Source organism: Flavobacterium sp. PLA-DH12 (genome assembly GCF_059511845.1).
On sequence record NZ_JCAMPD010000008.1, the window covers coordinates 118,281 to 132,648 of the forward strand.

The following is a 14,368-nucleotide window of genomic DNA, read 5'->3' on the forward strand; positions in this document are numbered from 1 at the left end:
AAAATATCTACATATGAAACTAATCATCAAAAGCGCCAAAATTATCGACTCAAAAAGTCCGTTTCACAATCAGACCGTTGATCTTTTAATTGCAGATGGTGTAATAGAAAAAATAGGCGTTTCGCTTCCAAATGACGAAGCAGAAGTGGTACGATTTGATGACCTTCATGTTTCTCAGGGCTGGTTTGACAGCAGTGTTTCTCTTGGAGAGCCTGGCTATGAAGACAGAGAAACAATCGCAAACGGACTGAACGTGGCAGCAAAAAGCGGTTTTACAGCAGTTGCATTACAGCCGAATTCGTTGCCAATTATTGACAATCAGTCACAAGTAAATTTCGTAAAAAGTAAAGCAAATGGTTTTGCAACAGAAATTTTCCCAATAGGCGCTTTAACAAAAGCCAGTGAAGGAAAAGACATGGCAGAGCTTTTTGATATGAAAAACTCGGGAGCAATCGCTTTTGGAGATTATAACAAAAGTATTGACAATGCTAATATCCTTAAAATCGCTTTACAATATGTACAAGATTTTGACGGATTGGTAATTGCCTACTCTCAAGACCCAAACATTAAAGGAAATGGAGTTGCTAATGAAGGAATTGTTTCTACAAGATTAGGTTTAAAAGGAATTCCAAACCTAGCTGAAGAGCTGCAAATTTCAAGAAACTTATTTTTACTGGAATATACTGGAGGAAAACTTCATATTCCGACAATTTCTACAGCAAAATCGGTTGAATTGATTAGAGAAGCGAAAGCGAAAGGTTTAAACGTAACTTGCAGTGCATCTGTACATCATTTGGTTTTAACTGATGAAAAACTGGACGGATTTGATACTCGTTTTAAAGTTACTCCACCCCTACGCACAGAAGTTGATCGACAAGCTTTGCTTAACGGAATTGCTGACGGAACAATCGACATGATTACTTCAGACCACAACCCAATTGACATTGAATTCAAAAAAATGGAATTTGATACAGCTAAAAATGGAACTATAGGTTTAGAAAGCGCTTTCGGGGCTTTGTTAACCGTTTTACCTGTTGAAACGATTGTTGCAAAATTAACTGCTGCTAAAAATGTTTTTGGTTTAGAAAACAATGTTATTGAAGAAGGAGCAAAAGCAAACCTAACTTTGTTCACAACAGAAGGAAAATCAACTTTTGCAAAAGAAAATATCCTTTCAAAATCTAAAAATTCTGCTTTCTTAGGAACTGAACTTAAAGGTTCTGTTTATGGAATTTTAAATCAAAATCAATTAGTTACAAAATAATAAAATGAATAATTCAGTCGAAGAAGGAAAACCAATTGCTATTACGAGTTACATTCTAATCATTGGTGTTTTAATTGCCATGAGTATGAATTCTGAAAACAAAAATAGTTTTGCTTCTTTTCATATCCGTCAATCTTTAGGGTTGTCTTTAACCTTCATTTCTTTAGGAGCAATTATCAGCAACTTTGATAGTTTTTTCATTACTTTCCCAATGTGGATCTGTATCTCAATTCTTTGGACTTTTGGTATTTTTAATGCCATTCAAGGGCAAATGAGACCAATTCCTTTGGTTGGAAATTTATTTCAAAAATGGTTTAAGAAAATTGGATAAATTTTAAAATTCCAATTTTTAAGTACCAAATTCCAAACTAAAAAACGTCAAAACTTTGTCAAAGTTAAGAACTGAAAACCGTGACTGAGACTGAGACTAAAAATTTACAATTCACAATTGATAATTTACAATTAAAAAAAATGAATCTATCTTTAGAATATAAAATAAGAGAACCAAAAGTAATTTTAGATAAAAATCCGTTATTGCTTTTATTGCACGGATATGGCAGCAACGAATCTGATTTATTCTCTTTTGCTTCTGAACTTCCTGATAATTATTATATCATTTCTGCCAGAGCCCCTTACGATTTGCAATATGGTGCTTATGCTTGGTATGCAATTAATTTTGATGCCGACCAAAATAAATTTTCAGATAACGAGCAAGCTAGAACTTCAAGAGATTTAATTGCAACTTTTATTGATGAACTAGTAGCAAATTATCCAATTGATGCCAATAATGTAACTTTAATAGGATTCAGCCAAGGATCTATATTAAGTTATGCAACCGCGCTTTCTTATCCAGAAAAAATTCAAAGAGTTGTGGCAATGAGTGGTTATTTCAACGAAGAAATCATCAAAGAAGGTTTTGAAAACAATGATTTCGAAAACTTAAAGTTTTTCGCTTCACACGGAACTGTAGATCAAGTTATTCCGATTGAATGGGCTAGAAAAACACCTGCTGCTTTAGAAAAATTAAATATTCCGCTTACTTATAAAGAATATCCTGTTGGACATGGAGTTGCTCCTCAGAATTTCTTTGATTTTAAGAATTGGCTGCTTAGTTAGTATTCAGTCGCAGTTCTCAGTCGCAGTTCTCAGTCGCAGTTTCCACTAAATCCTTTATAAAATGAGCATTTCAAAACTTAACAACCCTGCATTAATTTTAATTGATATTCAAAAAGGTTTTCATGACGTTGCTTATTGGGGCGGAGACCGTAATAATGTTAAGGCAGAAGAAAAAGCTGGCGAACTTCTAAAGATCTGGCGAAGCAAAAAACTGCCTATTTTTCATATTCAGCATTGTTCTTCAAATCCAAATTCGATTTTAAACGAGACAAATCCTGGAAATGAGTTTCAAGATGTAGTAAAACCTCTTGAAGGAGAAACAGTAATCAAAAAGAATGTCAATAGTGCTTTTATTGGAACGAATTTAAAAGAGCTTTTGGATAATGCTAAAATTACAAATCTTGTAATTGTTGGCTTGACCACAGATCATTGCGTTTCTACCACAACAAGAATGGCAGGAAACTTTGGTTACAATGTTTACCTAGTTTCTGATGCAACAGCAACTTTTAATAAAAAAGGTTTAAACGGAGAAGATTTCTCTGCCGAAATAATACATCAGACGGCTTTAGCAAGTTTAAATGAAGAATTTGCTCAGATTTTAAATTCTGAGTTCATTAAAGAGATTATTTAGTATTCAGTCGCAGTCGCAGTTTTCAGTTTTGAATAGCAAAAAAAAATTGACAAAGTTCTAACTGAAAACTGAGACTGTGACTGTAAACTTTATTCTCCTGTATAAAGAATCTTCCCTGCTTTTTTCAGAACATATCCTTTCCACGGAATTAACTGCCAATCGCCATTAACCCAAGAATCACCTTCTGATTTTCTTTCTAGAATAATCGATTCTTTTTGAGTATCTAGAAAAAGTTCTGCTTTATTTCCGTCAAAAATTACATAGGAAACAGTAGAATACGTTTTTCCATCTTCAGCATGATTTAGTCTTGTGCTATTTTCAAAAACTCTAATACACTCTTTTTTAAGCGTTGACCAGGTATAACCTGCAGAAGCTTTACAGCCATGAGAATCTGAATCTCCTCCTACAACAGCTTCTTTTTGTTGCTCTTTCGGAGTTGTGCTTGTATTCTCTTGAGAAACCTTTTTTCCGCAAGAAATTGAACTTGCAATAATCAAAAACAAAAACATCTTTTTCATAACCTAAATTTTTTAAGGTCAAAAAAAATAGGATTATAAAATCCTATTTTTGATATAACCAAGTTTGATTTACTTCAAAGGTAATATTATCGTCGTTATCTACAAAGTACTTTAATAAGACTTCTCCCCATAATTCACCATTACTGTAATCTGCAATGATCCATCTGTGGTTTAAAATTTTTACCTTATTGATAATGAATTTCTTTCCATCAATCATATCCTGTCCTGTATAAGGATTCCCTTTTGGATTTGAATTGAGATCTAATAACTTCTCGGTCACAACTGGAATTAGTTTTTCATACAAAATCACTTTTCCTCCTGAAGCACTATTATCAAAGTAATTTTGTGCATTTTCGTTGTGTTCTAAAGAAAAATAATCAGCCTCTGCCAATTTATTTTTCATAAGACTAATGCTGTCTCTTAATTTCTTAGTTGTTTTATCATATCGCTCCTGTCCAAATTTCACTTCTCCGCTATAAAACGAATACGTGAAAACGTTCATTAAAATGGCAAGAATAAAAAGATAAAGCATTAAGGATTTTTTCATTGTGTGGTATAATTAAATTGTAATTTCTAAATTGTCGTAAGCCAAGAAAACATTTTCAGGAAGCTTCTGTTGGACTTCTTCATGAAAGCCCAAAACATGACTAATATGAGTTAAATAGGCTCTTTCAGGTTTAACTAGATCAATAAAATCAAGCGCTTCTTGAAGATTAAAATGAGTATCGTGAGGTTCAACACGCAAAGCATTCACTACCAGAACTTTTATACCTTTCAATTTTTCAACTTCGGCTTGTTCAATTGTTTTTACATCAGTTAAATAAGCAAAATCTTCTATTCTGTACCCAAAAACCTGCAAATCGCCGTGCATAGCATTTATCGGAATTGCCATTTTATCTCCAACGGCAAAAGGCGCATTATTTTGCACTTCGATTGTTTTTACGCTTGGAGCTCCCGGATATTTATTTACGGTCTCGAAAACATAATCAAAACGGCGTCTTAGATTATCTAAAACACGTTTATGTCCGTAAATCGGAATTTCTCCTTGTCTGAAATTAAATGGACGAATATCGTCTAAACCAGCAGTGTGGTCAGAATGCTCGTGGGTAAAAAGAATCGCATCGAGTTTTCGACATCCACAGGAAAGCATTTGCTGCCTGAAATCGGGACCACAATCAATAACATAAGAATGCTCGTCCCATGTTATCCAAATGGATACACGAAGCCTTTTATCCTTAGCATCAGTGCTTTTACAAACTGGATGATCGATTCCGATAATTGGAATGCCTTGAGAAGTGCCTGTACCTAAAAAATAAACCTTCAATTGAACTTAATTTTTTTACAAAAATAGATTATTTCTCTTTCATTAGACTCCTAATTTACTAACTTTGTAACAAATCTATTTAAAACAAAATGGGTACAGAAATAAAACTCAAGGGTGACAAGGTCATCGAACAGATTCCTTCTATAAAAGACAAAGCGTTACGCATTAATTTAAACGAAAATATTTACGGAACATTTGCTGAGATTGGCGCTGGACAAGAGACCGTTAGACACTTTTTCAGATCTGGAGGTTCATCGGGAACTATTGCAAAAGCTATGTCTGCCTATGATAAAGATTTTAGTGATGCGGTTTATGGAGCCGAAAATGACGGAAGATATGTTACCGAAGAGCGTTTAAAAAAAATGCTTACCCATGAAGGACAAATCATCGAAGAGCGTTTAAGCCGAGAAAAACACCCAACAAAACTTTTTTTCAGTTACGCCAACACCGTTGCAACAATAGATTTTGCCAAACAATTTAAAGGTCACGGATGGGTCGGAATTAGATACCAAATTGAACCAGACGAAGCTTATAACGAAATTATCCTTCATATTCGTTTTAAAGAGACTGACGCTAGATTACAACAAGAAACACTGGGAATTTTAGGAGTTAACTTAATTTACGGTGCTTTTTACAAATACAATGATCCAAAACGATTACTTAGATACTTATACGATCACTTAGATAAAGATCAATTAGAGATCGACACCATCAACTTTTCTGGGCCTCGTTTTGCCGATGTAGACAATCGTTTAATGAGTTTACAATTGGTTAAAAACGGAATGACAGATGCCGTAATGTTTAACCCAGAAGGGAAAAACATTTTACCAGCAGCTATCTTATACAAAAAGAACCTTTTAGCTTTGAGAGGAAGTTTTCGTCCTGTTACAAAGGTAAACATGGATATGTATGAGAAATCTTTAGAAATGTTTCTTAAAGAAAATAAGGTTGAAAAGAACAATACGCTTGTAATTTTTGAAATTACTCTTTCGAATTTAAGATCAGATGGAGAAATTGATGAAAGAGATTTTATGGATAGAGCCGAATTGCTTTGTTCTCTTGGTCAAACCGTTATGATTTCGAATTTCCAAGAATATTATAAAGTTGTAGAATACTTTGCAAACTACACCAAAGCTCGTATGGGATTGGCAATGGGGGTAAATAACCTTGTTGATATTTTTGACGAGAAGTACTACCGCCATTTAAGCGGTGGAATTCTAGAAGCTTTCGGAAAATTATTCTATCGCGATATGAAAGTATTCTTATATCCAATGTTAGACGAAGATGGCTCATTAATGAATTCAAACAATTTGAAGGTTCATCCTAGAATGAAAGAGTTATATAAATTCTTTAAATTCAATGGAAAAGTAGTAGACATTGAAGATTACGATCCAAATATCCTAGATGTTTTCTCTAGAGAAATTCTAAAAATGATTAATCAAGGTAAAACGGGCTGGGAACCAATGCTGCCTCCTGGAATTCCAGAAATCATTAAAGAACATCATCTTTTTGGATATCATCCGCAGAAAGAATTAGAACAAAATAAACAATAATAAAAAAGTCCCTCCTTGGGACTTTTTTTGTTTCAGGCTTCAAGCTACTGTTGAAGCGGGTATTTTTTTAACGCAAAGCACGCTAAGTTTTTTTTTACTTAAGCTTGTGCCAAAAACGCAAAGTTCGCAAAGCTTTATGTAAATTAAGCTTTGCGAACTTTGCCAGTTTAGTAGGTTTGGCTCATAAAAAAACTTAGCGTGCTTTGCGTTAAAACTAAACATTAAGTAAAGCAACTTGAAACCTGAAACAAAGAAAACCTGAAACAAAAATCTCTATTTCAAAATCTGCGAAGCATGTTCTTTTGTTTTTACTTTTTCGATTACTTCTTCGATAATTCCTTTTTCGTCAATTACAAAAGTTGTTCTATGGATTCCGTCGTATTCTCTTCCCATAAATTTCTTTGGTCCCCAAACTCCAAATGCATTAATAACCGATTTGTCTTCGTCTGCAATTAATGGGAAAGGCAATTCATATTTATCTTTAAACTTAATTTGTGCTTTTGCACTGTCAGCACTCACTCCTAAAAGCTCGTAATTATTAGCTTGAAAACGATGAAAATTATCTCTCAAGTCACACGCCTCCGCTGTACAGCCTGGAGTGCTCGCTTTTGGATAAAAGAAAACAACCAATTTTTTCCCTGCGTAATCTGTCAGTTTGTGTGTTTTTCCGTCTTGATCTATTCCTGAAAAATTTGGCGCTTTATCTCCTGCTTTTAATGTTGTCATATTTTTATATTTTAGGTTGTTGATTTTAGGCTTTAGATTAACAAAGATAACTCATAACTTATAACTCATAACTTTTTTCATGCCCCAGATTGCAGTGAAAACCCCGGAATTATGATAGTTTACATTTTTTGTATTTAAAAAGCGACCAAAGGAAGCTCTTTTAAATACTTAAAAATGTTACTGGCATAATGAGGAGTTGAAACGGAAAGCTGGATTAGGCACATCATTAAAATTATACTATTTTTACAACATTAAAAATACGGAAATGAATAAAGAAGCTCGTGTACAATTTGTTATTGATAAATTAAAAGAACTCTACCCTACTATACCTGTTCCGCTTGACCATAAAGATCCTTATACGCTTTTGATTGCGGTTTTGCTATCTGCACAATGTACCGATGTTCGTGTAAACCAAATTACACCTTTATTATTTGCAAAGGCCGATAATCCGTATGATATGGTTAAAATGTCGGTGGAGGAAATTAAGGAAATTATTCGTCCGTGTGGTTTATCTCCAATGAAATCTAAAGGAATTCACGGTCTATCTGAAATTTTAATTGAAAAACATAATGGCGAGGTTCCGCAGAGTTTCGAAGCGCTTGAGGCTTTACCAGCGGTTGGCCATAAAACAGCAAGTGTAGTAATGTCGCAAGCTTTTGGCGTTCCAGCTTTTCCTGTTGACACACACATTCACAGATTAATGTACAGATGGAATTTATCCAACGGAAAAAATGTAGCGCAAACCGAAAAAGATGCTAAAAGATTATTTCCGAGAGAATTATGGAACGACTTGCATTTGCAGATTATTTGGTACGGCCGAGAATATTCTCCAGCACGTGGATGGAATCTTGAAAAAGATATTATCACCAAAACTGTCGGAAAGAAATCTCTCATTGAAGAACTTGAAAAAACAGTTTCAAAAAAATAAAGCACAAAGATTAAAGATCTTTGTGCTTTAATGTGCCAATTAGAAAATTAGGCAATGTGTTCGGAATCTGTAGAAATTTTCTAATTATCCAATTTTCTAATTATCCAATTTATTTACATTCCCGCTTTTAAAGCATTATATTCTGCTGTCATATCAAGCGATCTATAAACACCTAGCAATGTTTTTGTTGCATCTGAATTCTTAGGCTCTAGTGTAAGCACTTTTTTCAGATACGGAATCGCACTTCTTGTAATATCATCTTTTCTTGCACTAAGCTTATCGTACTTTTGCATCTCAGCTGGAGTAGTTCCTAATGAAGAAATTTCATCAGCTAAATCTTTCTTCATTTGTAGTTTTAAGTAAGCCAGATTAATATAGGCATCTACATAATTTGGATTCAATTCTAAAACATAATTATATACCGCTTCGGCTTTAGAATAATCTTTTCTTTCAAGGTATGCATAAGCAAGATTATTGTTTACTTCTATTTTTTTAGACGGTACAGATTCTGTTCTTGGTTTTTCATAGAATCCTTGTTGAATTGCTGATTCTCTAGCTTTTGGCGAAACAAAGACATCTTCTTCTTTTGTTTTCTTATTTGTAGCATAGTACAAAACCCCTTTTCCTGAAAAATTAATTTTCTTTAGAAGTTCATAATAAGTAACTGCCGAACTAAAATCTTTTGCATTGATAGATGAAGACGCCGCATTAAACAAGTTCAGGGTATCCTTTTTATCAAACAGATATACTTTATAACTTTTTTCTGCACTCTCTTTAAATTTTCCAGCATTAAAATCGGCCATTGCTCCGTTTACTAGACTGGCTTTCATATCTTTTAAAGCCATATTTGCTTTAACTGTCCATTTAAATTTTCCTGATTCGTTTTCGTATAAAAACACATCTTGGTACGATTGCGACGCTAATGTAAAATTATTAGCTGCATCAATATTTTTTACAGCTAAGTCTTTTAAAACGTTTCCTTTTAAGAAGTAGTAATCTGATTTATCTTCATCAGAAGCATTAAGAATAAGATATTCTGTTTTAGTTAAAATTGCCAAAGCTTCCTGGCTATTTCCTTTATCAAATAAAGACTGAGCTTCTTTAATTTTGTCTTTCTGTGCAAATGCGCCAATACTTATCATCAATAAGCATGACAGCACTTTAATATTGTCTTTCATTTTGCGGTTGAGTTTTGGTTGTTAAATGATTTTCTTATTTTCTTTTAAGAAATAGCAAAACAGATAATTAAACTGGTTTAAAAATTATCCTTACTATTTTCTTGAGTAAACATTTGCTGGTTCAAATATTTTTCTCAAAATCAAATTAGCATCAAAACCTAACGAAATAAAGTAGGGTAGTTTTTTTTCATAAATAGTTTTTTGGGGTTAAATATTTAATTCTTAGTTTATTATTTTAAACAAACAAATTTTTCAATACGAATAACACTTATAAAAAGCACATTAAACGAAATAAAAAATAGTTTTTTAACTAAAATAGAATTAAAAAACAAATAAACACATTAATTCCCATCATAATATTAAATTTTAACAAAACAGAAGAAAAATGCTGTAAAATACTTATATTTTTTATTTATGAATATAGACAAACAAAAAAACTCACTGTTTGTATAATGAAATATACGAACAGTGAGTTCTTCAACCAAAACGACCATTTGGTTTGTTTTAATAAACATCCGACAGGAGCAGTGGGCTGTTTAGTTAGCTATAATCTCAAAATTTTTATCGTCAATCTTAACTACTGTCAAGGCTTTAGAATAATTCAATAAAAAAGAAACGACTTCTTTTTTAGGTTTAAGATTTTTAGAAGCTTGTGCTTTTTTTGAGTAAATTTTCCCCATACTATTCAAAATGTTTTATACTAGTATAACGGGCTAATTATCAAAATAGTATTAGTTGGTTAAAATAATTTGATGTTTTTCTATTATTTTTCTCAAATTCATTAGCGCGTATCGCATTCTCCCTAATGCAGTATTGATGCTTACGCCAGTTACTTCTGAGATTTCTTTAAAACTCATATCCTGATACATACGCATTACCAGTACTTCTTTTTGATCTTCTGGAAGTTCTTCTATCAGTTTTTTTAAATCAATCTCGACTTGATCTACAATCATTTTGCCTTCTATTGTCAATGCATCGTCTGACATAATAGAGAAAATAGAAAACTCTTCTGTTTCTCTATACATTGGCATTTTCTTTGTTTTTCGAAAATGATCTACGATTAAGTTATGAGAAATACGCATTACCCAAGGCAAGAATTTACCTTCTTCATTATACGAATTGCTTTTTAAAGTTTTAATAACTTTAATAAATGTGTCTTGAAAAATATCATTTGAAATATCTCTATCAGCAATCTTAGAATATATAAAACCATATATCTTAGATTCGTGCCTTTTTATTAATGTTGCCAGTGCAGCTTCGCTACCGTCAACATAATTTTTTACTAATAGAGCGTCTGGAGTATGCAGATCAGCCATAATAACTACTTTTTTAGTTTTGTTTTAAAATTTGGAGTATTTTCTAAAAAGTAGTTTTCTTATATAGGCGTGGCTTTTTTGGGTTATGTTAATATTGTGACCAAATTTAACAAATTTTACTTTTAAAAAGCAAATAAAATCATTAATTATTATTAGTAAAGCTTTTATTAATGTACAATAAACATAAATTTTACCTAAAAAGAGCTAAAAATCCGTAAAACAAAAGCTCGTAAAAAAGTTCAAAAACAAAACGTAATTTCCTTACAATTAGCAAGATAAAACTTAATGATTGCACTAAATCTAAATTTAAATTACAATTTTTATCGGAACAAATTGATAATTATTTGACATTTTTCTCAAAAAGACTTTAAACAGCATCTTTTTGTCTACTAAAATCAAATTCTTTGAACTGAAATAGGCCGACCAAAAAGCATTTTAATTATGATAAAATAGTTAAGATTTGGAACTAAATCCTTAACAAAATCCAATTCAAAATTGTTTACTTTTGTAAAAATTGACTTTTTTATGCAAATTGACCTTTCTAAAATAGATCCAAAATCAAATATTATAATTAAAGGAGCACAGGTACATAACTTGAAAAATGTAGATGTTGTTATTCCTAGAAATAAACTGGTTGTTATTACAGGTCTTTCAGGATCAGGAAAATCGAGTTTAGCTTTTGATACTTTATATGCCGAAGGACAAAGACGTTATGTAGAAAGCTTGTCGTCTTATGCTCGTCAGTTTTTAGGCCGTTTAGACAAGCCAAAAGTAGAATACATAAAAGGTATTGCTCCTGCTATTGCGATTGAGCAAAAAGTAAATACAACCAATGCCCGTTCTACAGTTGGGACTTCGACAGAAATTTACGATTACATCAAACTTTTGTTTGCTAGAATCGGACGCACCTACTCTCCTATTTCTGGACAGGAAGTCAAAAAAAATACAGTTACTGATGTTATCTCCGACGTTAAAAGTCTTCCGCTCGATAGCAGATGGCTGTTGCTTGCCCCTATTCATCTTGAAGAAGGAAGACAGCTCGAAGACAAACTAAAAGTACTTTTACAGCAAGGTTTTGCTCGTATTTTGGTCGATAATGAAATGATTCGTTTGGATGAATTTTCGGCTTCAGATTTACATCAATTCGATAATAAAGACATACTACTAATTATTGACCGTATTGTTGTAAAGGAAGAAGAAGAATTTTACAATCGTCTGGCAGATGCAGTTCAGACTGCTTTTTTTGAAGGGAAAGGAATCTGTTATTTGCAAGAATTAAATGCAGAGAAGAGATTTTCATATTCGAATAATTTTGAACTTGACGGAATGACTTTTCTAGAGCCAAATGTTCATTTATTCAGTTTTAACAATCCCTACGGAGCTTGCCCTGTTTGTGAAGGCTATGGAAATATAATCGGTATTGATGCCGACCTTGTGATTCCAAACACAGCATTGTCTATTTATGAAAGTGCAATTTATCCGTGGCGCGGCGAAAGCATGAGCTGGTATAAAGATGAATTGGTAAAACATGCATATAAATTTGATTTCCCAATTCACAAACCTTATTTTCAATTAACAGAAGAACAAAAGGATTTAATCTGGACTGGAAATCAATATTTTCAAGGGCTAAATGATTTCTTTAGAGAATTAGAAGAAAAAAATTATAAGATCCAAAATCGTGTAATGCTTTCGCGCTATCGCGGAAAAACGAAATGTCATGTCTGTAAAGGCAAACGTCTGCGCGAAGAAGCATCTTACGTAAAAATCAATGGAAAAACGGTTTCTGATCTTGTCGATTTACCGATTAAACATTTGGTTACTTTCTTTAAAAACATTGAATTAAATCAATACGAACAGCAAATTGCTAAACGTTTAATGGTCGAAATCAATAATCGTTTATCTTTTTTAACCGAAGTGGGATTAGATTATCTTACTCTAAATAGAAATTCTGCAACTCTTTCGGGAGGAGAATCTCAGCGAATTAACCTTGCAACTTCTCTTGGAAGCAGTTTGGTTGGATCGATGTATATTCTCGACGAGCCAAGTATTGGTCTGCACCCAAAAGATTCTGAAAGACTGATCAAAGTACTGCTTTCTCTTCGTGATCTTGGCAACACCGTAATTGTGGTTGAACATGATGAAGATATTATGAAAGCTGCCGATATGATTATTGACATTGGTCCAGAAGCTGGGACTTTTGGAGGAAAATTGGTTGCACAAGGAACTTATGATGAAATTTTAAAATCGGATTCTTTAACAGCAAAATATTTAAATGGTGATTTAGAAATTTCTGTTCCGAAAAAAAGAAGAAAATTCAAAAATCATATTGATATTATTGGCGCACGCGAAAACAACTTAAAAAACATAAATGTTACTTTTCCTTTAGATGTTCTAACGGTTGTTACAGGTGTTTCCGGAAGTGGAAAAAGTACTTTAATAAAGAAAATTTTATTTCCTGCCGTTCAGAAAAAATTAGAAAGTGCTTCTGAAAAAGCAGGACAATTTACCGAGATTTCCGGATCGTTTTCACAAATTAAACATATCGAATATGTAGACCAAAATCCGATTGGAAGAAGTTCTAGATCAAATCCTGTTACCTATATCAAAGCTTATGATGATATTCGTGATTTATATGCGAAAGAAAAACTATCAAAAATAAGAGGTTATCAGGCTAAACATTTCTCTTTTAATGTCGATGGAGGTCGATGCGAAACTTGTAAAGGAGAAGGCTCAATAAATGTTGAAATGGTTTTCATGGCCGATGTTTCGCTACCTTGTGAAACCTGTGGTGGAAAACGATTTAAAAAAGAAATCTTAGAAGTTACTTTTGACAATCAAAATATCAATGACATTCTAACCATGACCATTGATGATGCGATTGCTTTTTTTGAAAAAAATAAGCAGGCAAAAATTACTCAAAAGTTACAGCCATTGCAAGATGTTGGTTTAGGATATGTACAATTAGGACAATCCTCTTCTACTCTTTCTGGTGGAGAGGCACAGCGTATTAAATTGGCTTCTTTTCTGGTAAAAGGCGCTACAAAAGACAAAGCCTTATTTGTTTTTGATGAACCTACTACGGGTCTTCATTTTCATGATATCAAAAAACTTTTAGCTTCATTTGATGCTTTAATCGAAAAAGGACATTCGATCATTGTAATCGAACATAATCTTGATTTAATAAAATGCGCTGATTGGATTCTTGATTTAGGTCCTGAAGGAGGAGAAAATGGAGGTCATTTATTGGCATCTGGGACTCCAGAAGATATTGTAAAAGTAAAAGAATCTATAACGGGAGTTTATCTAAAAGATAAATTGTAATAGTGACCGCTTTCAAATAACAAAGCCATAAATACAAGGATTAATTTGTATTTATGGCTTTATATTTTATTTCTCTTTTTTAATGCTCTTAAGCTACCAGACATCTTTCCTCAAAAGGAAGACCATCTTCGTCAATAGCCACTAAAATCTTTTTCTGTTTTGAAGCCTCAAAAGTAAGATACAGCCATGCAAATGACCATAAACCTAGAGTTAAACAAAAAATCAAAAAATTTAAACTGTGATTAACCACTTTTCCACCTTTAGATAAAACTGCAAAAAGCAGTTCATCATTTCTTTCTTCTAAAGTAAATCCATTATGAACTTTGTTTGATATCATATTAGAAAATACTTGCATGCTTTGTTCATGGCTGAGATGATTGTACTTCATAATTTCTAATCTACAATTAATTCTGGTTACACTTTTATTTGTAATTTCCTGCAAAAGTATTTAATTTCAAAAAATAAAAAAATACCTACATTTAGTCATTTTGTT

The 14,368-nt window shown here is 32.7% G+C and carries 15 protein-coding genes; 7 read left to right on the plus strand and 8 right to left on the minus strand.

The features are described from left to right. Positions 1 to 13 precede the first annotated feature (13 nt). The 4 genes from AC5ZCW_RS16400 to AC5ZCW_RS16415 all read left to right on the plus strand — a co-directional run bounded on the left by AC5ZCW_RS16400 (position 14) and on the right by AC5ZCW_RS16415 (position 3,011). Positions 14 to 1,264 (plus strand): dihydroorotase, encoded by a 1,251-nt coding sequence (locus AC5ZCW_RS16400; protein WP_496120861.1) that lies wholly within the window; start codon positions 14 to 16, stop codon positions 1,262 to 1,264. 4 nt (positions 1,265 to 1,268) lie between these two features. Then, on the plus strand, positions 1,269 to 1,595 hold the full coding sequence (locus tag AC5ZCW_RS16405) for a membrane protein (protein ID WP_008462543.1): 327 nt from the start codon (positions 1,269 to 1,271) through the stop codon (positions 1,593 to 1,595). Positions 1,596 to 1,735: 140 nt separating this feature from the next. Further along, the gene (locus AC5ZCW_RS16410) at positions 1,736 to 2,380 is read left to right on the plus strand and encodes an alpha/beta hydrolase (protein WP_496120862.1); all 645 of its coding nucleotides are present in this window, start codon (positions 1,736 to 1,738) and stop codon (positions 2,378 to 2,380) included. A gap of 61 nt (positions 2,381 to 2,441) precedes the next feature. Then, positions 2,442 to 3,011 (plus strand): cysteine hydrolase family protein, encoded by a 570-nt coding sequence (locus AC5ZCW_RS16415; RefSeq protein WP_496120863.1) that lies wholly within the window; start codon positions 2,442 to 2,444, stop codon positions 3,009 to 3,011. A gap of 89 nt (positions 3,012 to 3,100) precedes the next feature. On the opposite strand, the gene AC5ZCW_RS16420 is transcribed toward AC5ZCW_RS16415, so the two are convergent. From AC5ZCW_RS16420 to AC5ZCW_RS16430, 3 genes are read right to left on the minus strand one after another with little or no spacing between them, the layout of a single operon-like run. Then, the gene (locus tag AC5ZCW_RS16420; RefSeq protein ID WP_496120864.1) at positions 3,101 to 3,529 is read right to left on the minus strand and encodes a hypothetical protein; all 429 of its coding nucleotides are present in this window, start codon (positions 3,527 to 3,529) and stop codon (positions 3,101 to 3,103) included. 43 nt (positions 3,530 to 3,572) lie between these two features. Continuing rightward, on the minus strand, positions 3,573 to 4,076 hold the full coding sequence (locus AC5ZCW_RS16425; protein ID WP_496120865.1) for a hypothetical protein: 504 nt from the start codon (positions 4,074 to 4,076) through the stop codon (positions 3,573 to 3,575). Between the two features lie 12 nt (positions 4,077 to 4,088). After that, on the minus strand, positions 4,089 to 4,853 hold the full coding sequence (locus tag AC5ZCW_RS16430) for an MBL fold metallo-hydrolase (RefSeq protein WP_274256025.1): 765 nt from the start codon (positions 4,851 to 4,853) through the stop codon (positions 4,089 to 4,091). Positions 4,854 to 4,942: 89 nt separating this feature from the next. Between AC5ZCW_RS16430 and AC5ZCW_RS16435 the strand changes: the two genes are divergently transcribed. Next, positions 4,943 to 6,406, plus strand: a complete 1,464-nt coding sequence (locus AC5ZCW_RS16435; RefSeq protein WP_343542079.1) for a TonB-dependent receptor — start codon at positions 4,943 to 4,945, stop codon at positions 6,404 to 6,406. A gap of 273 nt (positions 6,407 to 6,679) precedes the next feature. Here AC5ZCW_RS16435 and bcp read toward each other — a convergent pair whose 3' ends face one another. Beyond that, entirely contained in the window at positions 6,680 to 7,132 is a 453-nt protein-coding gene (gene bcp / locus AC5ZCW_RS16440; RefSeq protein WP_496120866.1) for a thioredoxin-dependent thiol peroxidase, read from the minus strand. 265 nt (positions 7,133 to 7,397) lie between these two features. On the opposite strand from bcp, the gene AC5ZCW_RS16445 reads away from it, so the two are divergent. Then, complete coding sequence (locus AC5ZCW_RS16445) at positions 7,398 to 8,060, plus strand: endonuclease III domain-containing protein (protein ID WP_177210224.1); 663 nt, start codon at positions 7,398 to 7,400, stop codon at positions 8,058 to 8,060. Positions 8,061 to 8,173: 113 nt separating this feature from the next. Here the strand turns inward: AC5ZCW_RS16445 and AC5ZCW_RS16450 are convergent, their stop codons facing one another. From AC5ZCW_RS16450 to AC5ZCW_RS16460, 3 genes are all read right to left on the minus strand, one after another. Further along, complete coding sequence (locus tag AC5ZCW_RS16450; RefSeq protein ID WP_281631952.1) at positions 8,174 to 9,238, minus strand: tetratricopeptide repeat protein; 1,065 nt, start codon at positions 9,236 to 9,238, stop codon at positions 8,174 to 8,176. A gap of 536 nt (positions 9,239 to 9,774) precedes the next feature. Next, positions 9,775 to 9,918: a hypothetical protein gene (locus tag AC5ZCW_RS16455; protein WP_167511684.1), complete on the minus strand. Its 144-nt coding sequence runs from the start codon at positions 9,916 to 9,918 to the stop codon at positions 9,775 to 9,777. A gap of 51 nt (positions 9,919 to 9,969) precedes the next feature. After that, positions 9,970 to 10,554 (minus strand): RNA polymerase sigma factor, encoded by a 585-nt coding sequence (locus AC5ZCW_RS16460; protein ID WP_281631951.1) that lies wholly within the window; start codon positions 10,552 to 10,554, stop codon positions 9,970 to 9,972. A gap of 525 nt (positions 10,555 to 11,079) precedes the next feature. Between AC5ZCW_RS16460 and uvrA the strand changes: the two genes are divergently transcribed. Next, on the plus strand, positions 11,080 to 13,875 hold the full coding sequence (gene uvrA / locus AC5ZCW_RS16465; protein WP_496120867.1) for an excinuclease ABC subunit UvrA: 2,796 nt from the start codon (positions 11,080 to 11,082) through the stop codon (positions 13,873 to 13,875). An 88-nt stretch (positions 13,876 to 13,963) separates the two neighbouring features. On the opposite strand, the gene AC5ZCW_RS16470 is transcribed toward uvrA, so the two are convergent. Next, positions 13,964 to 14,263: a DUF8108 domain-containing protein gene (locus tag AC5ZCW_RS16470; protein WP_165352478.1), complete on the minus strand. Its 300-nt coding sequence runs from the start codon at positions 14,261 to 14,263 to the stop codon at positions 13,964 to 13,966. Between the last annotated feature and the right edge of the window lie 105 nt (positions 14,264 to 14,368).

Bases quoted from the DNA above. Each gene is read 5' to 3' on its own strand.
- AC5ZCW_RS16400 (WP_496120861.1), top strand. From the start codon at position 14: ATGAAACTAATCATCAAAAGCGCCAAAATTATCGACTCAAAAAGTCCG.
- AC5ZCW_RS16405 (WP_008462543.1), top strand. From the start codon at position 1,269: ATGAATAATTCAGTCGAAGAAGGAAAACCAATTGCTATTACGAGTTAC.
- AC5ZCW_RS16410 (WP_496120862.1), top strand. From the start codon at position 1,736: ATGAATCTATCTTTAGAATATAAAATAAGAGAACCAAAAGTAATTTTA.
- AC5ZCW_RS16415 (WP_496120863.1), top strand. From the start codon at position 2,442: ATGAGCATTTCAAAACTTAACAACCCTGCATTAATTTTAATTGATATT.
- AC5ZCW_RS16420 (WP_496120864.1), bottom strand. From the start codon at position 3,529: ATGAAAAAGATGTTTTTGTTTTTGATTATTGCAAGTTCAATTTCTTGC.
- AC5ZCW_RS16425 (WP_496120865.1), bottom strand. From the start codon at position 4,076: ATGAAAAAATCCTTAATGCTTTATCTTTTTATTCTTGCCATTTTAATG.
- AC5ZCW_RS16435 (WP_343542079.1), top strand. From the start codon at position 4,943: ATGGGTACAGAAATAAAACTCAAGGGTGACAAGGTCATCGAACAGATT.
- bcp (WP_496120866.1), bottom strand. From the start codon at position 7,132: ATGACAACATTAAAAGCAGGAGATAAAGCGCCAAATTTTTCAGGAATA.
- AC5ZCW_RS16445 (WP_177210224.1), top strand. From the start codon at position 7,398: ATGAATAAAGAAGCTCGTGTACAATTTGTTATTGATAAATTAAAAGAA.
- AC5ZCW_RS16450 (WP_281631952.1), bottom strand. From the start codon at position 9,238: ATGAAAGACAATATTAAAGTGCTGTCATGCTTATTGATGATAAGTATT.
- AC5ZCW_RS16455 (WP_167511684.1), bottom strand. From the start codon at position 9,918: ATGGGGAAAATTTACTCAAAAAAAGCACAAGCTTCTAAAAATCTTAAA.
- AC5ZCW_RS16460 (WP_281631951.1), bottom strand. From the start codon at position 10,554: ATGGCTGATCTGCATACTCCAGACGCTCTATTAGTAAAAAATTATGTT.
- uvrA (WP_496120867.1), top strand. From the start codon at position 11,080: ATGCAAATTGACCTTTCTAAAATAGATCCAAAATCAAATATTATAATT.
- AC5ZCW_RS16470 (WP_165352478.1), bottom strand. From the start codon at position 14,263: ATGAAGTACAATCATCTCAGCCATGAACAAAGCATGCAAGTATTTTCT.